General features: G+C 56.0%; 18 protein-coding genes and 1 tRNA gene. 12 read left to right on the plus strand and 7 right to left on the minus strand.

Annotated features, from left to right (window positions below):
* Positions 1 to 9: 9 nt before the first annotated feature.
* The 3 genes from U9O48_RS15145 to yejF are packed head-to-tail and all read left to right on the plus strand — an operon-like array spanning position 10 to position 3,720.
* Positions 10 to 1,104 (plus strand): microcin C ABC transporter permease YejB, encoded by a 1,095-nt coding sequence (locus U9O48_RS15145; protein ID WP_282495121.1) that lies wholly within the window; start codon positions 10 to 12, stop codon positions 1,102 to 1,104.
* Positions 1,104 to 2,129, plus strand: a complete 1,026-nt coding sequence (locus U9O48_RS15150; RefSeq protein ID WP_285144023.1) for an ABC transporter permease — start codon at positions 1,104 to 1,106, stop codon at positions 2,127 to 2,129. Before U9O48_RS15145 ends, U9O48_RS15150 begins: the two co-directional genes overlap by 1 nt.
* A 1-nt stretch (position 2,130) precedes the next feature.
* Entirely contained in the window at positions 2,131 to 3,720 is a 1,590-nt protein-coding gene (gene yejF, locus U9O48_RS15155) for a microcin C ABC transporter ATP-binding protein YejF (protein ID WP_285158690.1), read from the plus strand.
* Between the two features lie 3 nt (positions 3,721 to 3,723).
* Here yejF and U9O48_RS15160 read toward each other — a convergent pair whose 3' ends face one another.
* The 3 genes from U9O48_RS15160 to rsuA all read right to left on the minus strand — a co-directional run bounded on the left by U9O48_RS15160 (position 3,724) and on the right by rsuA (position 6,995).
* Positions 3,724 to 4,068: a YejG family protein gene (locus tag U9O48_RS15160; RefSeq protein ID WP_282495124.1), complete on the minus strand. Its 345-nt coding sequence runs from the start codon at positions 4,066 to 4,068 to the stop codon at positions 3,724 to 3,726.
* Positions 4,069 to 5,075: 1,007 nt separating this feature from the next.
* Positions 5,076 to 6,272 (minus strand): Bcr/CflA family multidrug efflux MFS transporter, encoded by a 1,197-nt coding sequence (locus tag U9O48_RS15165; RefSeq protein ID WP_282495125.1) that lies wholly within the window; start codon positions 6,270 to 6,272, stop codon positions 5,076 to 5,078.
* A gap of 15 nt (positions 6,273 to 6,287) precedes the next feature.
* Entirely contained in the window at positions 6,288 to 6,995 is a 708-nt protein-coding gene (gene rsuA / locus U9O48_RS15170) for a 16S rRNA pseudouridine(516) synthase RsuA (protein ID WP_285149278.1), read from the minus strand.
* 150 nt (positions 6,996 to 7,145) lie between these two features.
* On the opposite strand from rsuA, the gene U9O48_RS15175 reads away from it, so the two are divergent.
* On the plus strand, positions 7,146 to 8,906 hold the full coding sequence (locus tag U9O48_RS15175) for a DEAD/DEAH box helicase (RefSeq protein ID WP_285158689.1): 1,761 nt from the start codon (positions 7,146 to 7,148) through the stop codon (positions 8,904 to 8,906).
* A 124-nt stretch (positions 8,907 to 9,030) separates the two neighbouring features.
* Positions 9,031 to 9,315 (plus strand): 50S ribosomal protein L25, encoded by a 285-nt coding sequence (rplY, locus tag U9O48_RS15180; RefSeq protein ID WP_095282702.1) that lies wholly within the window; start codon positions 9,031 to 9,033, stop codon positions 9,313 to 9,315.
* Positions 9,316 to 9,365: 50 nt separating this feature from the next.
* Here rplY and yejK read toward each other — a convergent pair whose 3' ends face one another.
* Positions 9,366 to 10,373 carry a nucleoid-associated protein YejK gene (gene yejK, locus U9O48_RS15185; protein ID WP_285158688.1) on the minus strand — a complete coding sequence of 336 codons (1,008 nt, stop codon included), beginning with the start codon at positions 10,371 to 10,373 and terminating at the stop codon, positions 9,366 to 9,368.
* A 134-nt stretch (positions 10,374 to 10,507) separates the two neighbouring features.
* On the opposite strand from yejK, the gene U9O48_RS15190 reads away from it, so the two are divergent.
* From U9O48_RS15190 to U9O48_RS15210, 5 genes are all read left to right on the plus strand, one after another.
* Positions 10,508 to 10,735, plus strand: coding sequence for a YejL family protein (locus U9O48_RS15190; protein WP_014884596.1), 228 nt, complete (start codon positions 10,508 to 10,510; stop codon positions 10,733 to 10,735).
* Positions 10,736 to 10,754: 19 nt separating this feature from the next.
* Positions 10,755 to 12,515 (plus strand): LPS biosynthesis-modulating metalloenzyme YejM, encoded by a 1,761-nt coding sequence (yejM, locus tag U9O48_RS15195; RefSeq protein WP_324722751.1) that lies wholly within the window; start codon positions 10,755 to 10,757, stop codon positions 12,513 to 12,515.
* A 72-nt stretch (positions 12,516 to 12,587) separates the two neighbouring features.
* Positions 12,588 to 12,664, plus strand: a tRNA-Pro gene (locus U9O48_RS15200).
* Positions 12,665 to 12,788: 124 nt separating this feature from the next.
* Positions 12,789 to 13,028: a DinI family protein gene (locus U9O48_RS15205; RefSeq protein WP_282495130.1), complete on the plus strand. Its 240-nt coding sequence runs from the start codon at positions 12,789 to 12,791 to the stop codon at positions 13,026 to 13,028.
* A 170-nt stretch (positions 13,029 to 13,198) separates the two neighbouring features.
* A complete protein-coding gene (locus tag U9O48_RS15210; RefSeq protein ID WP_285154328.1) occupies positions 13,199 to 13,852 on the plus strand; it encodes a helix-turn-helix domain-containing protein in 654 nt (217 codons plus the stop codon).
* A 50-nt stretch (positions 13,853 to 13,902) separates the two neighbouring features.
* On the opposite strand, the gene U9O48_RS15215 is transcribed toward U9O48_RS15210, so the two are convergent.
* Entirely contained in the window at positions 13,903 to 14,163 is a 261-nt protein-coding gene (locus U9O48_RS15215) for a DUF2534 family protein (RefSeq protein ID WP_282495132.1), read from the minus strand.
* A 204-nt stretch (positions 14,164 to 14,367) separates the two neighbouring features.
* Between U9O48_RS15215 and eco the strand changes: the two genes are divergently transcribed.
* A complete protein-coding gene (gene eco / locus U9O48_RS15220) occupies positions 14,368 to 14,877 on the plus strand; it encodes a serine protease inhibitor ecotin (protein ID WP_285144016.1) in 510 nt (169 codons plus the stop codon).
* Between the two features lie 45 nt (positions 14,878 to 14,922).
* Here eco and mqo read toward each other — a convergent pair whose 3' ends face one another.
* Positions 14,923 to 16,578 carry a malate dehydrogenase (quinone) gene (gene mqo, locus U9O48_RS15225; RefSeq protein WP_282495134.1) on the minus strand — a complete coding sequence of 552 codons (1,656 nt, stop codon included), beginning with the start codon at positions 16,576 to 16,578 and terminating at the stop codon, positions 14,923 to 14,925.
* A 190-nt stretch (positions 16,579 to 16,768) separates the two neighbouring features.
* Here mqo and U9O48_RS15230 point away from each other — a divergent pair, with 190 nt between their 5' ends.
* Positions 16,769 to 18,070: a SulP family inorganic anion transporter gene (locus tag U9O48_RS15230; RefSeq protein ID WP_324724409.1), complete on the plus strand. Its 1,302-nt coding sequence runs from the start codon at positions 16,769 to 16,771 to the stop codon at positions 18,068 to 18,070.
* On the opposite strand, the gene mgtE is transcribed toward U9O48_RS15230, so the two are convergent.
* Complete coding sequence (gene mgtE, locus U9O48_RS15235; RefSeq protein WP_324722752.1) at positions 18,033 to 19,469, minus strand: magnesium transporter; 1,437 nt, start codon at positions 19,467 to 19,469, stop codon at positions 18,033 to 18,035. The two genes, U9O48_RS15230 and mgtE, sit on opposite strands and share 38 nt — an antisense overlap.
* Positions 19,470 to 19,484 lie beyond the last annotated feature (15 nt).

A 19,484-nucleotide genomic window follows, 5' to 3' on the forward strand; every position in this document is an offset into this window, starting at 1 on the left:
GGAATAAAAATGGGTGCGTACCTGATTCGCCGTTTATTGCTGATAATCCCGACGCTGTGGGCGATTATCACCATCAACTTTTTCATTGTGCAGATTGCGCCGGGCGGCCCGGTCGACCAGGCCATTGCGGCCGTTGAGTTTGGTCATAGCGGCGGATTACCGGGCAGCGGCGGTGAAGGTCTGCGCGCCAGCCACGCCCAAACCGGCACCGGGAATATCAGCGAGAGCCACTATCGCGGCGGGCGCGGGTTAGATCCTGAGGTGATCGCCGAGATCACCCATCGCTACGGCTTCGACAAACCTATTCATGAGCGCTATTTCAAGATGCTCTGGGATTACATCCGCTTTGACTTTGGCGACAGCCTGTTCCGCAGCGCGTCGGTGATCCAGCTCATCAAAGACAGCCTGCCGGTGTCGATCACCCTCGGATTGTGGGGCACGCTGATTATCTATCTGGTGTCGATTCCGCTCGGTATCCGCAAAGCGGTGCACAACGGCAGCCGCTTCGACATCTGGAGCAGCACTTTCATCATCATTGGTTACGCAATCCCGGCGTTTCTGTTCGCGGTTCTGCTGATTGTCTTTTTCGCCGGTGGCAGCTATTTCGACCTCTTCCCGCTGCGCGGACTGGTGTCAGCCGATTTCAGCTCCCTGCCGTGGTATCAGAAGATCACCGATTATCTGTGGCATATCACCCTGCCGGTGCTGGCGACGGTAATTGGCGGGTTCGCGGCCCTGACGATGCTGACCAAAAACGCGTTTCTCGATGAGATCCGCAAACAGTACGTGGTGACCGCGCGGGCCAAAGGAGTGAGCGAGAAACAGATCATGTGGAAGCACGTGTTCCGCAACGCTATGCTGCTGGTGATCGCCGGTTTCCCGGCCACTTTTATCAGCATGTTTTTCACCGGCTCGCTGCTGATCGAGGTGATGTTCTCCCTCAATGGCCTTGGCCTGCTCGGTTACGAAGCCACCGTCTCGCGCGACTATCCCGTGATGTTCGGTACGCTCTACATCTTTACCCTGATTGGCCTGCTGCTGAATATTGTCAGCGACATCAGCTACACGCTGGTCGATCCCCGCATTGATTTTGAGGGCCGCTGATGCCGCACTTAAGCCCCGTCAACCAGGCCCGCTGGGCGCGTTTTCGCCACAACCGTCGCGGCTACTGGTCCCTGTGGATTTTTGCCGTTCTGTTTATTCTGAGCCTGTGCTCTGAGCTGATTGCCAACGACAAACCGCTGCTGGTGCATTTCAACGATCGCTGGTACACGCCGGTACTCACCAACTACAGTGAGAGCGATTTTGGTGGGCCCTTTGCCACACCGGCAGATTATCAGGACCCGTGGCTGCGCGATCGTCTCGACAGCGACGGCTGGGTGCTCTGGGCCCCGATTCGCTTTGGCGCGAACAGCATTAACTTCTCCACCTCGACGCCCTTCCCTTCTGCGCCTTCTGCACAAAACTGGCTGGGCACCGACGCCAACGGCGGCGACGTGCTGGCTCGTATTCTCTACGGCACGCGGATATCTATCCTGTTCGGCCTGATGCTGACGCTATTTTCCAGCGTAATGGGCGTGGTGGCGGGCGCGGTGCAGGGTTATTACGGTGGGAAAATTGATCTCTGGGGCCAGCGATTTATTGAGGTCTGGTCCGGCATGCCGACGCTGTTTTTAATTATTTTGCTCTCTAGCGTGTTGCAGCCCAACTTCTGGTGGCTGCTCGGCATTACAGTATTATTCGGCTGGATGGCGCTGGTGGGCGTGGTGCGCGCTGAATTCTTGCGTACCCGTAACTTCGATTACATCCGCGCGGCGCAGGCGCTTGGCGTCAGCGATCGCAGCATTATCTTCCGCCATATGCTGCCTAACGCGGTGGTGGCGACCCTGACCTTCCTGCCGTTTATTCTGTGCAGTTCCATCACCACCCTCACCTCGCTCGATTTTCTCGGCTTCGGTTTGCCTCTCGGCTCGCCGTCGCTGGGTGAACTGCTGCTGCAGGGAAAAAACAATCTGCAGGCTCCGTGGCTGGGGATAACGGCGTTTCTGTCGGTGGCCGTGCTGCTGTCGTTACTGATTTTTATTGGCGAAGCAGTCCGCGATGCCTTCGATCCCAACAAGGCGGTATAAGATGACGCAGCCTCTCCTCAGCATCGAACATCTCTCCATCGCCTTTACTCAGCAGGGTGAAACGCGTGAAGTGGTGAGCGATCTCTCCCTGCAGATCCAGGCCGGTGAAACCCTGGCGCTGGTCGGGGAATCCGGCTCTGGCAAAAGCGTCTCGGCGCTGTCGGTGCTGCGTCTGCTTCCCTCCCCGCCGGTGGTTTATCCGCAGGGCAATATTCTGTTCCACGGGCAGTCGTTACTCCACGCGGATGAACACACCCTGCGCGGCGTGCGCGGGAACAAAATCGCGATGATTTTCCAGGAGCCGATGGTCTCCCTCAACCCGCTGCACACCCTGGAAAAACAGCTGTATGAAGTGTTGTCCCTGCACCGGGGAATGCGCAAAGAGGCCGCCCGGGGCGAGATTCTGGATTGTCTGGAGCGCACCGGCATTCGTCATGCCGCTAAACGTTTGACGGACTTTCCGCATCAGCTGTCGGGCGGTGAGCGCCAGCGCGTGATGATCGCCATGGCGCTGCTGACGCGCCCGGAGCTGCTGATTGCCGACGAGCCAACCACCGCGCTGGATGTCACGGTGCAGGCGCAAATCCTGCAGTTGCTGCGCGAGTTACGCGATGAGCTCAACATGAGCCTGCTGTTTATCACCCACAATCTCAGCATTGTGAGGAAACTCGCCGACAAGGTGGCGGTGATGCAAAACGGCCGCTGCGTCGAACAGAACACGGCGACGGCTCTGTTCCATGCCCCGCAACATCCTTACACCCAGCGTCTGCTCGACAGCGAACCGTCGGGCGACCCCGTCCCGCTGACCGAGGGGAGTCAACCGCTGCTGAACGTCGAAAATCTCGGCGTATCTTTCCCGGTGCGCAAGGGAATTTTCCGTCGCGTGGTGGCAGAAAACGCAGTGCTGAAAGACGTCAGCTTTTCCCTGCGTCCGGGTGAAACCCTGGGGCTGGTCGGGGAATCAGGCTCTGGCAAAAGCACTACCGGTCTGGCGTTGCTGCGCCTGATCAACTCTCAGGGGACGATTCTGTTTGATGGCAAACCGCTGCACAGCTGGAACCGTCGGCAGATGTTGCCCGTCCGCCCGCGGATGCAGGTGGTGTTTCAGGACCCGAACTCGTCGCTGAATCCGCGGCTGAACGTGCTGCAAATCATTGAAGAAGGTCTGCGCGTCCATCAGCCAGCGCTGAGCGCTCGTCAGCGTGAAGATGAAGTGATTCGGGTGATGCAGGAGGTGGGGCTGGATCCGGCCACGCGCCATCGCTATCCGGCGGCCTTTTCTGGCGGCCAGCGCCAGCGTATCGCCATTTCACGGGCGCTGATCCTGAAACCGGAGCTGATCATCCTGGATGAGCCGACGTCGTCCCTCGACCGCACCGTGCAGGCGCAGATTCTGGCGTTACTGAAGGACTTACAGGAAAAGCACCGACTGGCCTATATCTTTATCAGCCACGACCTGCAGGTGGTGCGCGCGTTGTGTCATCAGGTGATTGTGCTGCGACAGGGAGAGGTGGTCGAGCAAGGGGATTGCCAGCGCGTGTTTGCCGCGCCGACGCATGAGTATACGCGTCAGCTGTTAGCGCTGCGCTGACGCTCAGAAAGGATGCTGGCCGGAAAACGGCTCGGCGATCGCCACGCCAAAGTTTTTCAGACGGCAGGTCGCCGCAAATTCGTCCTGGCTGTTGACAAACAGGCAGGGCTCGCCTTCGCACTCCAGTACGGAGCTGACGACTTCGATATCGGTCAGCGCCTGGCTCAGACGCTCCATCACCGGCCATGCGTTTTCATCGTCCGGGCTGAGCAATTTCAGCGCCACCAGACTGTTCTCGCCCTCTTTTCCACTTTGCGGAATCGGTTCAACTTTCGAACCTGCAAAACCCGCCGACCAGCGATAGCTCTGGGGCAAGCGATGGACAATGGAGAGTTGTAATGTATTCACGTTCTTTCCCCGGAAGCCAAAAAAGCCTTCACAATTTATTTACATTTATAGTAACACATCGTTGCTAACCTGCCGTTATTTTCCTCAGAAACCGCTTGCCGCCTGATGTTACGGGCTTTGGCGTCTCTGGTTTGCTGGCATTATTTTGTGAGTTACAGGCTCGCTTTGGCGCTATATGTACCCGTTTCTGCGATCTAACTCAACCTTTTTAACTACAACGATGTGACTTTTTACATAAATAGATTTTACATAAAAGAAACAAACATGGGGTAAACAAACGCGAGTTTGGTTGACGAGTATCAATAAAAGGGGGGTCGCATTGGCTAATGCTGGTCAGTTAAGCAAAATAATGAATTTAAATTCATTATTTTGCTTGCCCCAGGACCTTTATGGCTTCAGTGGAATTGTTCCGTTCACTTTTGTTCCTCTGCTTCCGGTCCATCTCTCTGCGGTGAACGTGCCAGGGTGGCTCAATCGCCACCACCCTGGCAACCCCGGCTCCCGGCAAAGAAAATCGCCGCTTCGCGGTGCCTTCGTCTTATTCCTTCCGGCTGACGGGGACGGGCGCAGGTAACATCCCTGTAAGTCGCGCCCTCGACGCACATCCCTGTGCGTCGCCCCTGCCTCCAGTCAACGCCTCAGCGATTTTCAGCCGGACTCCCGCTCCCTCAGCCTTCACAGCTGTCTGAATGTGGCACCGGTGTGGGTCCCCGCTGAAATCGGCGAACCGGAGGCCAGATGACAAGGGCTGGACGCCAGGGATGGCGGCCAGAGGCGAAACGAGACAGGAAGTCGAGTCGAGCCGACCGCAGGCAGATGGCCGGGAGGTGAGCGCAGTGCGAAGCACCGATTTCCTGACGGGGCGCGGGGATTGCAAAGGGGGCCGCGTAGCCCCCTTTGCACGTTCACAGGTTGTGACGCGATTATATTCTGCTGAACATGAGGTGAACGGAACAACCTCAGATGCTTAACTGACCAGCATTAGCCGCATTGGCCCCTTTTCTTCCTCAACTTGCCGATTTTCTCGGCCGACTGGCGTAGAGATAGAAGAGAATCGAACAGGTGGCGCAGAACGCGATCGACCAAATCATCGGCCAGGCGGTATTAAACGTCGCCATCGAGAGCAGCGCCCCGACAATCGCGCCAATTCCGAAGCGGAAAGTTCCGGCCAGCGACGACGCGGTGCCCGCCATATGCGGGAATTCATCGAGGATGACCGCCATCGCGTTAGAAGAGACCATCGACACGCAGCCGACAAACGCCGCCACACCCACCACCAGCGCCCAGAAACCGACGCCGAAGAAGGCAGTCAGCATCATCCAGATTGCCATCACAAACTGGATCCACAGCCCGGCGCGGAACATGTTCAGCGCCCCTGCCCTGCGGACAAAGCGGCTGTTAATGATGGTCATCACAAACAGGAACACGATGTTGAGCGCGAAGTAGTAGCCAAAATGCTGCGGCGAGACGTGGTTAATTTCGATGTACACGAACGGACCAGCGCTCAGGAAGGAGAACATCCCTGCGAAGCTAAAACCGCTCGCCAGCATATAGCTCAGAACACGCTTATGACGGAACAGCGAGGCGAAGTTGCCGATGGTGGTACGAATATGAAACTTCTGCCGACGTTCCACCGGCAAGGTTTCATCGATAAAGAAGAAGATCATCGCCGACGCCAGCAGCGCCGCAATCGCCAGGATCCAGAAGATGGCGTGCCAGCTAAACCACACCAGCACCGCACCGCCAATCATTGGTGCCAGCAGCGGCGCGATGGTGGTGACCAGCATGACGAAGGACATCATGCGCGAGAACTCTTCCTTCGGATAGATATCGCGCATCAGGGCGTTAATCACCACGCTCGCCGCCGCAGCCGCCAGGCCGTGGAAGAAACGCATGATGATCAGATGATCGATCGTCTGCGCCAGCGCACAGGCCACCGCCGCACCCGCAAACACCAGCGTTCCCCCGAGGATCACCGGCTTGCGGCCAATGCTGTCCGCCATTGGGCCGTACAGCAATTGCCCGACGGCAAAACCGAGGATATAGGTGCTGAGCGTCATTTGCGCGCTGCCGGCCGGTACGCCAAACTGCGCGGAAATCACCGGCAGTGCAGGCAGATACATGTCGATAGACAGCGGCATCAACATGGCCAGCAGGCCAAGGATAAACACGATGCTGATTGATGAGTGTGGCCTGGTGGTCACAGTGTGCTCCTGAAATTAGCGTGAAGGCATGCCAACGCTGGCAATCTCTTCTTCCGTCAACGGGCGGTATTCACCGGGTTCAAGCTCTGGATCGAGAGCGATCTCACCGATGCGCTCGCGGTGCAGCCCGACAACGCGGTTGCCGACCGCGGCAAACATACGTTTCACCTGATGGTAGCGCCCTTCACTGATGGTCAGACGCACTTCGGTCGGGGTGATCACTTCCAGCACCGCCGGTTTGGTCAGATCTTTCTCGTTATGCAGCTGCACGCCTTTGGTAAACTGCCCGGCGGTATCGTCAGACACCGGCGATTCGAGCGTGACCAGATAGGTTTTTTCGCAGTGATGGCGCGGAGACGTAATACGGTGCGACCACTGGCCGTCGTCGGTCATCAGCACCAGCCCGGTGGTGTCGATATCCAGACGCCCTGCCGCATGCAGCTTGTGCGCGACCGGTTCGTCGAGGAAATAGAGCACCGTCGGGTGATCCGGGTCGTCCGTCGAGCAGACGTACCCTATCGGCTTGTTGAGCATGAAGTAGCGCGGGCCGTTCTGCTGGGCCAAAGTGTTGCCGTCGAACTCAACGTCATGTTCAGGCAGGAGTTTGAAAGAACTGTCTTTCACAATTTCGCCATCCACGGTAACGCGGCTGGCGCGAATTTCGCGCCCGGCAATAGCGCGGCTTACGCCGAGTTGCTGAGCGATAAACTTATCAAGTCGCATGAAATCTTATAGCCTTTATGGTGCTGGAAGTCGGACAACATGTCCGAAAAAGAAGCAGTCAAGAACGGTCCAGTATAGCGGTCTGTTCGCGCCACTCAAGGGAAAAAGTTTCGTGGCATACTATGTGCGAGATAACCAAATAGAGAGCCCATGACTTTTACACTTCGCCCCTATCAGCAGGAGGCCGTCGACGCCACCCTCGCCTGGTTTCGCAAACATAAAGAACCTGCTGCCATCGTCCTGCCCACAGGCGCAGGCAAAAGCCTGGTGATTGCCGAACTGGCGCGCCTCGCGCGTGGCCGCGTGCTGGTGCTGGCGCACGTCAAAGAGCTGGTGGCGCAGAACCACGCTAAATACTGCGCCCTGGGCCTGGAGGCGGATATTTTCGCTGCGGGGCTGAAACGCAAAGAGAGCCACGGCAAAGTGGTGTTCGGTAGCGTGCAGTCGGTGGCGCGAAACCTGGCGCATTTTCGCAGCGAATTCTCTCTGCTGATTGTCGATGAGTGCCATCGCATCAGCGATGACGACGAAAGCCAGTATCAGCAAATCCTGAATCATCTGAAAGAGGTGAACCCGCAGGTTCGCCTGCTGGGCCTGACCGCGACGCCGTTCCGCCTCGGCAAAGGCTGGATCTATCAGTTTCACTATCACGGAATGGTGCGCGGCGACGAAAAAGCCCTGTTCCGCGACTGCATCTATGAGCTCCCTCTGCGCTACATGATCAAGCACGGCTACCTGACGCCGCCCGAGCGGCTGGATATGCCGGTAGTGCAGTATGATTTCAGCCGCCTGCAGGCCCAGAGCAACGGCCTGTTCAGCGAAGCGGATATGAACCAGGAGCTGAAAAAACAGCAGCGCATCACGCCGCACATCATCAGCCAGATCGAAGAGTTCGCCCAGACGCGCAAAGGGGTGATGATCTTCGCGGCCACCGTCGAGCATGCCAGAGAGATAACCGGCCTGCTCCCGGCTGACGATGCAGCGCTGATCACCGGCGAAACGCCAGGCCCTGAGCGCGACAAGCTGATCGACGCCTTTAAGGCGCAGCAGTTCCGCTATCTGGTGAACGTCTCGGTGTTGACCACCGGCTTTGACGCACCGCATGTCGATTTGATTGCGATCCTGCGCCCGACCGAGTCCGTCAGCCTGTATCAGCAAATTGTCGGGCGCGGACTGCGCCTGGCGCCCGGCAAGACCGACTGCCTGATTCTGGACTACGCCGGAAACCCGTACGATCTCTATTCGCCCGAAGTGGGGACACCGAAAGGTAAAAGCGGCAATGTCCCGGTGCAGGTATTCTGCCCCGGCTGCGGGTTCGCCAATACTTTCTGGGGGAAAACTACTGCCGACGGCACGCTGATTGAACATTTTGGCCGCCGCTGTCAGGGCTGGTTTGAGGACGATGACGGCCATCGCGAGCAGTGCGACTATCGCTTCCGCTTCAAAAACTGCCCGCAGTGTAACGCTGAAAATGACATCGCCGCCCGGCGCTGTCGCGAGTGCGACACGGTGCTGGTCGATCCCGATGACATGCTGAAAGCCGCGCTGAAACTGAAAGATGCGCTGGTGCTGCGCTGCTCCGGCATGGCGCTGCAACCCGGAGCCGACGAGAAAGGCGAATGGCTGAAAATCACCTATTACGATGAAGACGGCGCAGACGTTAGCGAGCGCTTCCGTCTGCATACCCCCGCTCAGCGCACGGCCTTCGAACAGCTGTTTATCCGCCCGCACACCCGCACGCCGGGCGTGCCTTTACGCTGGATCACCGTCGCCGATATCGTTCATCAGGAAGCGCTGTTGCGCCACCCGGATTTTGTCGTCGCGCGTAAAAAAGGCCAGTTCTGGCAGGTGCGCGAGAAGCTCTTCGACTATGAAGGACGTTTCCGTCGGGCTAATGAATTGCGCGGTTAACGGGACTTTTGATTGATGTGAATGGCGTTTGAGTATAAAATGCCGCCCGCTTCACATCCGTGAGGCAGAACACTCACCTGCTGCTGGGTCGCCTGTAGCAGGACTTATTTACAGAGAGAAATCAATGTTCACTATCAATGCAGAAGTACGTTCTGTGCAGGGTAAGGGTGCGAGCCGCCGCCTGCGCGCAGCTAACAAGTTCCCGGCTATCATCTATGGTGGCGATGCTGCTCCAGTCGCAATCGAACTGGACCAGGACAAAGTCTGGAACCAGCAGACTAAAGAAGGGTTCTACACTGAAGTTCTGACTATCGTTTTCGATGGTAAAGAAGAAAAAGTGAAAGTTCAGGCTGTTCAGCGTCACCCGTTCAAGCCAAAACTGTCTCACGTCGACTTCGTTCGCGCTTAATCGCCAACAAGTTGAGAAAAACCCCGCATTGCGGGGTTTTTTTATGGCTGTTATTTACCGCCAGAAGTGCGACGCTGCAGCTGATCGCGCAGGTTCGGCGGGGTGCCTTTGATGGTCAGGGTGTCCGTCGCCGGGTCCCAGAAAATGCGCTCGCCCAGCAGCATAGCATCGAAGTTCACCGTCAATCCGCCGCCACTGCCGGCAAATTTGGTCAGCTGACGCAGGGTGCTGCGATCCGCCGGGAAGCTCTCTTCCAGTTCGTAGCCTTTATCTGCCGTAAACTCGTGGAAACTAACCTCGCTGACGCCTGATAACTCTTTCGACAGGGATTCCAGTTCGATCTCTTCGCCCGCCTGCAGCTGTTCGTTGCAGTAGCTGTACACCTGCTGACGCACATTCTGACGCTCGGCTTTATCGAGCTGCGCCTCTGCGGTGAAATCGTCGACCGCCTGCAGCAGCCCTTTGTTCTGCGCTTTCGCGTTCAGACCTTCGCTGGCACCAAGGAAATCCATGAAGAAATCGGCCACTTTGCGGCCCACGCGCCCTTTCAGGAACGTCAGGTAGCGCGTTGATTCCGGATTGGTTTCCCATTCGGTCAGATCGATACGCGCCACGATATCGGCGTGGTTGATATCCAGATAGTGGGTAGAGCTAATATCCATCTGCTCGTTGACGCGCATGCTGCTCAGATTACTCAGCACCGTGACCAGCAGATACTCCACGGCGAGATAGCGATACTGGCAAAACAGCACGATACCGCCGTCAGCGAACGGATATTTCGCCAGCTCGTCGCGCAGACGGCCGGTGGCCGCGCGGCTAAATGCCAGAAAATCTTCTTCGCCCTGGCGTTGCAGACGCAGGCTTTCCGCCAGCTCACTCTCTTCGGTGAACATGCCATAGGCTTTATTCTTCGCACTGTAGACGCGGTGCAGCTCCGCCATCATTTCCGTAACGGTAGGCGTTGATTCCAGTAACGAATCGCGAAGCACCAGCTCCAGGGTTTGCTCATCACGCTTGATAAGCTGGTGCAAGGCAATCTGGTTGATATCCAGACTCATGATAAACTCTCCTTAAAGACCGGGCGGTATTCAACCATCACCCACGCATGTGTGCAACAGAAGATAAAAAAGGGGAAAAAAAGCTGTTGCTACGGTAATATGTTGCCCTTTCATCAACAAACTGATTTCGATTTATGCCACAACATTCCCGCTATAGTGATGAACACGTTGAACAACTGCTCAGTGAGCTGGTCAACGTACTTGAGAAACACAAAACGCCGACCGATCTCTCCCTGATGGTTTTGGGAAATATGGTCACCAACCTTATCAATACCAGCGTTGCTCCGGCTCAACGTCAGGCGATCGCAAAATCATTCGCCCAGGCCTTGCAGTCTTCAGTCAGCAACGACCAGGCGCATTAAGGGAAACGAACGACAGTCTATGGTGACGAATCGTCAGCGCTACCGCGAAAAAGTGTCCCAGATGGTAAGCTGGGGGCACTGGTTTGCCTTGTTCAACATTCTGTTGGCCATAGTCCTCGGCAGCCGTTATCTTTTAGTGGCCGACTGGCCGACGACGTTAACCGGGCGTGTTTACTCCTGGATAAGCGTTGTCGGGCACTTTAGTTTTCTGGTTTTCGCCACCTATCTGCTGATTCTGTTCCCCCTGACGTTTATAGTGATGTCGCAGCGGCTGATGCGGTTTTTATCCGCTATCCTCGCCACTGTCGGCATGACCCTGCTGCTGATCGACAGCGAAGTTTTCACCCGTTTTCACCTCCATCTCAATCCCATCGTCTGGGAACTGGTGATCAATCCCGACCAGAACGAAACCGCGCGTGACTGGCAGCTGATGTTTATCAGCGTGCCGATTATCCTGCTGATTGAGATGCTGTTTGCCACCTGGAGCTGGCAAAAACTGCGTAGCCTGACCCGACGCCGTCACTACGCGCAGCCGATTGCCGCCCTGTTTTTCGTGGCATTTATCAGCTCACACATTATGTACATCTGGGCGGATGCGAACTTCTATCGCCCGATTACCATGCAGCGCGCCAACCTGCCGCTCTCCTATCCAATGACGGCCCGTCGCTTCCTTGAGAAACACGGTCTGCTGGATGCGCAGGAGTACCAGCGTCGTCTGGTGGAGCAAGGCAATCCGGAAGCGGTGTCGGTTCAGTATCCGCTGAGTGAATTGCGCTATCGCGATATGGGCCAGGGGCAGAACGTTCTGCTCATTACCGTCGACGGCCTGAACTATTCCCGCTACGAGAAGCAGATGCCTGCGCTGGCGCAGTTCGCCGAGCAGAACATCAATTTCACCCAACACATGAGTTCGGGGAATAACACCGACGCCGGTATCTTTGGCCTGTTTTATGGTATTTCCGCGGGCTACATGGACGGCGTGCTCTCTTCCCGTACACCGGCGGCGCTGATTACCTCTCTGAATCAACAGGGCTACCAGTTGGGGCTGTTCTCCTCGGACGGTTTCAGCAGCCCGCTGTATCGCCAGGCGCTGCTCTCTGATTTCTCTCTGCCTGCGGCGCAAAACCAGTCCGACGAACAGACCGCCGGTCAGTGGGTGAACTGGCTTAACCGCTACGCGCAGGAAGATAACCGCTGGTTCTCGTGGGTCGCGTTCAACGGCACAACCATGGATGACAGCAACCAGAAAGGCTTTATGCGTCGCTACAGCCGTGCGGTGGGTAACGTCGACGACCAGATTGCGCGCGTGCTGAACGCCCTGCGCGAATCCGGCAAGCTGGATAACACGGTGGTGATCATTACCGCCGGCCACGGTATTCCGCTCGGTGATGAAGCAAAAGAGATGAGCTGGACGCGCCCTAACCTGCACGTTCCACTTGTGGTTCACTGGCCGGGCACGCCTGCACAGCGCATCAACATGCTGACTGACCATAAAGACGTGATGACCACGCTGATGCAGCGCCTGCTGCACGTCAGCACCCCGGCGAATGAGTACTCGCAGGGACAGGATCTGTTTAGCGCAACGCGTCGCCACAACTGGGTGACCGCGGCAAGCGGAAACACCCTGGCCGTCACCACGCCGGAGCAGACGCTGGTGCTGAACAGCAACGGCAATTACCAGACTTACGACCTGCAGGGCGAGAAGATCCACGACCAGAAACCGCAGCTCAGTCTGCTGTTGCAGGTGCTGACCGACGAGAAACGGTTCATCGCTAACTGATTAATTTTGAATCAGTTAGCGTGGCCTGATCTTGCAATCGGAAAGCAAACAGGTAGTATCTTTTTACAGCATCGGCACGTAGCGCAGCCTGGTAGCGCATCGTCATGGGGTGGCGAGGGTCGAGAGTTCAAATCTCTCCGTGCCGACCAAAACATTTAAAAAAAACCAACCTTTTAGGGTTGGTTTTTTTATGCCTGAACGCCCGGACGGCTTGACTTTCCCCCGCTTCGTCGCGAAAATACTGTACATAAAAACAGTTATCATGAGGCAGTTATGTTTGTTGAACTCGTTTATGACAAGCGCAACGTTGCAGGGTTGCCAGGCGCCAGCGACATTATTCTCACTGAGTTAACCAAACGCGTGCACCGGATTTTCCCGGATGCCGTGGTGAAAGTTAAACCGATGCAGGCTAACGGCTTAAACAGCGACGCCAGTAAAAGCGATCGTGAGAAACTCAACCGCATGCTGGAAGAGATGTTCGAAGAAGCGGATATGTGGATGGTTTCAGAGTAACCGTTCAATATACGACGCTCTCAGCATGAATGCCCCAATCCCTGGTCAATGCACCGGGGATTTTTTTAGCAAGGTTCAGTCTGCGCGCGATGATTTAAGCTATTGAGTCAGCAGGTGATTGCGCGTTTCATGACTTCTGCGATAATTATTAAAAAACGATGGGCAACATCATGAACCCCAAAGCTGTTATGCCGATTCATACTCTGACTCGTTTTAAGCCTTTTACGCAGATAGAGCGTCTGACTCGCCACTTTCTTCCGCTGGCCGACATTAAACATTTTTCTGCGCACCGTATCCTTCATCTCGAAAATACGAGCGGGCGACTCTGCCTCATTCTGCTTGAAGGGTTGATCGATATTTCTCGCATTGATGATGGAATACTGAAAGGGACGATCAAAGCCCCTTTTGTCGCGGGTATCTCACACCCGGATTACATGGCGAATACGTTCCGCTTAATGACCGCGACGAAGGTGAAAGTCGCCATTCTGCCCTACAAAGAGGCGATGGCAATTATCAGAGGAAAATCATTGTGGGAAGACTACAGTAACTATCTTCTGTATATCATGGGGTTACAGGCCACACTGAGCAATCACAGTATCGGATTGCGCGCGCAGGATATTATTCGCGACTGTTTGATTGATTTAATGAACGAGAGTGAACAGTACCGTCTAAAAACGAATGCCTGTAAATACATTATGGAAAAGACGGCGTTATCGCGTAGCGGGGTGATGGGTATTCTGGCCAAAATGAAAAAAGAAAAATCCATCGGCATTGAACGCGGTGTGCTTATTTTTATTAATGATGCGGTGGCGTCATCTGACTGAGACGTTTAATGAGGTCATCAGCTGATAACCTCATTGATGCACATAACCAATTAGCGCTTATCCGGGCCGCCCAGGAAAAAGATCCCCAGCGGAATCGCCAGAAGGATCGTGAAGACCATGCTGTAAACAAAAATCATCGCCGATTGCAGCACGTACATACTGGTCGTCCACTCGGACAGCGGAATATTGTACTGCTCAATCACACCGACGATTGTCGCTCGTCCGACGCCTGCTGCGGCAATCAGAAACACCACAAACAGCGCCAGTAAAAACTTCCTGCCTTCGGGAGTGTTAAGCTTTGCGCGGACCATGTCTCTCTTTCCTTTACAGATGAATAACAATATATTCCGCTAACCCTAACACGATCTTCCCTTTCATTCCATCTCAGCATTAACAACTACCCTGACGCCTCCAAAGTAGTGCAATCAACCGTATGAAATCAAAATATAGGTAAATCAAACCAAACAGTTCTCTGAGCTGTGCTAATCTTGCATCGATTGTTTGACATAAAAGGAATGACTGTGAAAAACACCCCTAAATTTGCCATTGCCCTGCTGGCCGCAGCCTGCATGAGCACCAGCGCTTTCGCCAGCGACACGCAGAAGCCGCAGCCTCTGGAAAAAATCGCGCCCTACCCGCAGGCGGAAAAAGGCATGAAGCGTCAGGTCATTCAGCTCCCGGCTCAGGAAGATGAATCGGCGTTTAAAGTGGAGCTGCTGATTGGTCAGAACCTGGAAGTGGACTGTAACCGTCATCGCCTGGGCGGCAAACTGGAGAGCAAAACCCTCGAAGGCTGGGGCTATGACTACTACGTCTTTGATAAAGTGACGTCTCCGGTTTCGACCATGATGGCCTGCCCGGATGGCAAGAAAACCCAGCAGTTCGTGACCGCCTATCTGGGCGAAAACAGCCTTCTGCGCTATAACAGCAAATTACCGATCGTGGTGTACACACCGGATAATGTCGACGTGAAATTCCGCATCTGGAAAGCGGACGAAAAAGTCGAAAACGCCGTCGTGCGTTAAAAAAAAGGCCGAGTAGCGATACCCGGCCTTTTTTATTCAGCTCACTCAGAGCGCGATATCCGCGACCGGTTTAGATTCCGGCTGAGGTTTTGCCTGCGGTTGCGCCTGTGGTGCCGCGTCCGCCGCCTGCGGTTTCTCGTATTTGAGCTGCAGAACGCCGCTGGTGTATTCCAGCTCTTGTTCCGTCGCCGCCACGTTACCGTTCAGCTTAGTGCCGTAGGAAGGAATAATGGTTTTCAGCTTCGCCTGCCATTCCGGGCTGGCGACTTTATCTTTAAACACTTTTTCCATCAGATGCAGCATGATCGGTGCCGCGGTGGATGCGCCAGGAGACGCGCCCAGCAGCGCCGCGATGGTGCCATCTTTGTCGCTCACCACTTCCGTCCCCAGACGCAGCACACCACCCTCTTTCGGATCGCGTTTAATGATCTGCACGCGCTGACCCGCCTGCCACAGACGCCAGTCGGCTTTCTTCGCCTGCGGATAATATTCCTGCAGGGCAGCAAAGCGATCGTCATCGGAGAGCATCACCTGGCTAATCAGGTATTTCACCAGATCGAAGTTATCCAGGCCCACATCCACCATCGGCATAAAGTTCGAGGTGGTGGTGGAACTCAGCAGATCCCACAGAGAGCCGTTTTTAAGGAATTTGGTGGAGAAGGTCGCGAACGGCCCAAACAGCACCACACGTTTACCGTCCAGAATACGGGTATCGATGTGCGGAACCGACATCGGTGGTGCGCCGACAGAAGCCTGACCATACACTTTCGCCAGATGGCGATTCACCACTTCCGGGTTATCGGATACCAGGAACTGACCGCCGACCGGGAAGCCCGCATAGTCGTCCGCTTCAGGAATACCGGACTCCTGCAGCAGTTTCAGCGCCGCGCCACCGGCACCGATAAAGACGAACTTCGCCTTGATCACATGCTCGGCTTCGTTGTTTTTCAGATCGGCAACGGTCACGCTCCAGCTGTTATCCGCGTTGCGCTTAAAGCCGCGCACTTCGGTGCTGACCTGCAGGTTGAAGTTATCCTTCTTCTGCAATGCGCCCACCAGCTGACGGGTGATTTCGCCGTAGTTCACGTCGGTGCCGATCTCAGTGCGCGTGGCGGCCACTTTCTGATTCGGGTCGCGCCCTTCCATCACCAGCGGTGCCCACTCTTTGATCTGGGCATGATCTTCAGAATATTTCATGCCGCGGAACAGGCTGCTCTGCTGGAGTGCCGCATAGCGCGCACGCAGGAAATTGACGTTGTCGTCGCCCCACACGAAGCTCATGTGCGGAACGGTGTTAATGAAGGAGTGCGGATCGTGCATCACGCCGCTGTTGACCTGATGTGACCAGAACTGACGGGAGATCTGGAACGCTTCGTTGATCTCTACCGCTTTCTCGATACTAATGGAACCGTCCTTTTTCTGCGGAGTGTAGTTCAGTTCCATAAGTGCCGAGTGGCCCGTACCGGCGTTGTTCCAGCCGTTCGAACTCTCCTGCGCTACGCCATCCAGGCGCTCAACCATGGTCATCGACCAGTCTGGCTGTAATTCCTGTAAGTAGGTGCCCAGAGTGGCGCTCATAATGCCGCCGCCAATTAAAAGGACGTCCGTTTCCTGCTCTTTCGGGGTGTCAGCCTTCGCCGCCATCGAGATGGCGCTCAGCCCTACGGCCATAGAAAAGAGCATGGCAGTCATTTTTTTCATCATTTATGCCTTACTTGTAGTCGTGCTTTTTACGTGGAAATTGCAGGTGAAATAAGCTGCGGGGCAACGTTAACAATTTTTAAACATTGTTTAAAGATTAAGAAATTATTGTAATTGTGAAATTAAATGTTGGAATTTTTGTAGGGTTAAGCGAACTGCTGGCTGGCACAGCGGGGTATTTGTGGCTACTATGCTGCACTTTGTGATCGCGCGCACGGAAGCCTGCCCTAACCAGCGAATGTCTATGTCATTACCCCACTCTTCTGCCCTGACGCCTGACGATGGCCGCGTGGCGAGCGTACTCCGCTCCCCCAAACTGTTGATGCGCGAAACCTTAGCCGGTGTGATTACCGCCCTGGCGCTGATCCCCGAAGTGATTTCGTTTTCCGTGGTCGCGGGCGTTGACCCGAAGGTGAGCCTGATCGCCTCGGTGGTGCTGTGTCTGGCGATGTCCGTTCTCGGCGGTCGTCCGGCGATGGTCACCGCCGCTGCGGGTTCTGTCGCACTGGTGATTGGCCCGATGGTGCATCTCCACGGCGTGCAGTACATTCTGCCTGCGGTGATCCTCGCCGGGCTGATTCAAATCCTGTTTGGCGCGCTGGGCATGGCGCGACTGATGCGCTTTATCCCCCAGTCGGTGATGACCGGGTTTGTGAACGCCCTCGGTATTTTGATTTTCTTTGCTCAGGTTCCGCATTTCTGGACCAAAAGCCCGCTGATCGTCGGCCTGTTTGTCCTCACTCTGCTGATCGTTCTTTGGGCGCCGCGCTTTATTAAGAGCGTTCCCTCACCGCTGATCGCGATTGTCGTGTTGACCATCTTTACCGTCACCAGCGGGCAACTCCTGCCCACCGTCGGGGATGAAGGCTCCATGAGCGGTGGCCTGCCGGGGCTGACGCAGCTGCTGGTGCCGCTGAATTTGCAGACGCTCAGCATCATCTGGCCCTGCGCCCTGAGCATCGCCTTTGTCGGGCTGATGGAGTCGTTGCTGACGGCAAAACTGGTGGATGAACTGACCCTGACGCCGTCCAGCAAGCGCCGGGAGAGCATCGGGTTGGGCGTGGCGAATATCCTGTCCGGCTTTTACGGCGGCATCGCCGGATGCGCGATGATCGGGCAAACCATCGTCAACGTGGAGATGGGGAAAGGACGCAGCCGCATTTCTACGCTCGCCGCAGGCGTGGTCCTGCTGATTCTGGTGACTGCGCTCAGTGAAGTGATGGCGCACATTCCGATGGCAGTGCTGGCGGGAATTATGGCGATTGTCGCCTTCAAAACCTTTAACTGGCACAGCATCCAGCCGGGCACTGTGAAAAACGCCCCAATCGCCGAAACGCTGGTAATGCTGGTGACCGTGGCGGCCACCGTTTCCACCGGCAATCTGGCGATTGGCGTGCTGGGCGGTATTATCGTGATGGCGATAATCCCCGCCCGTCTGAAGCGCAAGCAGGCGCTTAAAGCAGGAAAATCGTCGCCAGACCAAGGAAAATAAAGAAGCCGCCGGTATCGGTAATGGCGGTGATCATGACGCTCGACCCCACCGCGGGGTCGCGCCCAAATCGGGTCATGGTCAGGGGGATAATCACCCCCATCATCGAGGCTACCAGCAGGTTCAGCACCATTGCCAGCATCATCACGCCACCCAGCGCCATATCGTCGTACAGCCACCAGGTGATGCCGCCCATGATCCCGCCCCAGACCAGGCCGTTGATCAGCGCCACACCCATCTCTCTGAAGATCAGAAACGTAAAGTTGCCGGGCTGAATTTTCTCCAGCGCCAGAGCGCGCACAATCATGGTGATAGTCTGATTGCCGGTGTTCCCGCCAATCCCCGCCACGATCGGCATCAGGGAAGCCAGGGCGACCAGCTGTGAGATGGTGTGTTCGAAACCATCAATCACGCGGGAGGCAATGAACGCCGTACATAAGTTTATCGCCAGCCACGCCCAGCGCGTTTTAACCGCTTTGCCGACAGAGGCATGCACGTCATCTTCGGCGCTCAAACCGCCTAATGCGCGCAGATCGTTATCGGTCTCTTCATACACCACGTCAACGATCTCATCGATCGTCACGCGGCCCATCAGTTTGCCAACGGAATCGACTACCGCGGCGCTGATCAGGTTGTCACGTTCGAAGGTACGCGCCGCTTTTTCGGCGTCATCTTCCGGGGAGAAGACCATCGGCTCGGTGTTCATCACCTCGCTCACCCGGCGCTGCGCGCCGTTCAGCAGGATGGATTGCAGCTTGAGTTCACCGAGCAAAGTTTTGTCGCGCGCCGTGACGAACAGTTTGTCGGTGTTCTCCGGCATTTTGCCCTTGCGGCGCAGATAGCGCTGCACAGTTGCCAGCGTGACGTCCGGGCGCACCATGATCACTTCGAACTCCATGATCGCGCCGACGCTGTCCTTGTCGAAATCCATCACCTGGCGCACGCGAGCGCGCTCTGCCGCCGGGAGCGACGCCAGCAGGCGGCCCGTCAGGTTACGCGGCAGGTGCTGAACCAGATAGATCTGCTCGTCAATATCCAGCGTCTGCACGGCATCGAGAAGCTCGCGGTCGCTCATCTCATCGATGAGATCGTCCCAGACGTTTTCGGACGCCTCCAGCAGGACCTGGCCGCGTTCGTGATCCTGCACCAGCCGCCATAAGGCGTGACGCTCTTCCGAAGGGAGAGATTCGAGGGTATCCGCCAGATCCGGCGGCGGTAAATGAGCAACCAGCGCCCCTACCTCAGCAATATCGTCGGTCAAAGTACCGACGTCATATTGCTCAGCCAGGGTTAATTTGCCTAATAACGCCGACGTGACTGCTTTATCTGTGGTGAGGAGCCAGATGAGTCGGGCGCGCTCCTGATCGCGCAGCCTTGCGCTGTTTTTGGTTATCAAAGACATCAATCATAAATCCAT

Source organism: Lelliottia sp. JS-SCA-14 (assembly GCF_035593345.1).
In the GTDB taxonomy this organism is placed as follows: Bacteria; Pseudomonadota; Gammaproteobacteria; order Enterobacterales; family Enterobacteriaceae; genus Enterobacter; species Enterobacter wanjuensis.

Coding starts and splice junctions, on each gene's coding strand:
- U9O48_RS15145 (WP_282495121.1), top strand. CDS start 10: ATGGGTGCGTACCTGATTCGCCGTTTATTGCTGATAATCCCGACGCTG.
- U9O48_RS15150 (WP_285144023.1), top strand. CDS start 1,104: ATGCCGCACTTAAGCCCCGTCAACCAGGCCCGCTGGGCGCGTTTTCGC.
- yejF (WP_285158690.1), top strand. CDS start 2,131: ATGACGCAGCCTCTCCTCAGCATCGAACATCTCTCCATCGCCTTTACT.
- rsuA (WP_285149278.1), bottom strand. CDS start 6,995: ATGCGACTTGATAAGTTTATCGCTCAGCAACTCGGCGTAAGCCGCGCT.
- U9O48_RS15175 (WP_285158689.1), top strand. CDS start 7,146: ATGACTTTTACACTTCGCCCCTATCAGCAGGAGGCCGTCGACGCCACC.
- rplY (WP_095282702.1), top strand. CDS start 9,031: ATGTTCACTATCAATGCAGAAGTACGTTCTGTGCAGGGTAAGGGTGCG.
- yejK (WP_285158688.1), bottom strand. CDS start 10,373: ATGAGTCTGGATATCAACCAGATTGCCTTGCACCAGCTTATCAAGCGT.
- U9O48_RS15190 (WP_014884596.1), top strand. CDS start 10,508: ATGCCACAACATTCCCGCTATAGTGATGAACACGTTGAACAACTGCTC.
- yejM (WP_324722751.1), top strand. CDS start 10,755: ATGGTGACGAATCGTCAGCGCTACCGCGAAAAAGTGTCCCAGATGGTA.
- U9O48_RS15205 (WP_282495130.1), top strand. CDS start 12,789: ATGTTTGTTGAACTCGTTTATGACAAGCGCAACGTTGCAGGGTTGCCA.
- U9O48_RS15210 (WP_285154328.1), top strand. CDS start 13,199: ATGAACCCCAAAGCTGTTATGCCGATTCATACTCTGACTCGTTTTAAG.
- U9O48_RS15215 (WP_282495132.1), bottom strand. CDS start 14,163: ATGGTCCGCGCAAAGCTTAACACTCCCGAAGGCAGGAAGTTTTTACTG.
- eco (WP_285144016.1), top strand. CDS start 14,368: ATGACTGTGAAAAACACCCCTAAATTTGCCATTGCCCTGCTGGCCGCA.
- mqo (WP_282495134.1), bottom strand. CDS start 16,578: ATGAAAAAAATGACTGCCATGCTCTTTTCTATGGCCGTAGGGCTGAGC.
- U9O48_RS15230 (WP_324724409.1), top strand. CDS start 16,769: ATGCTGCACTTTGTGATCGCGCGCACGGAAGCCTGCCCTAACCAGCGA.
- mgtE (WP_324722752.1), bottom strand. CDS start 19,469: ATGTCTTTGATAACCAAAAACAGCGCAAGGCTGCGCGATCAGGAGCGC.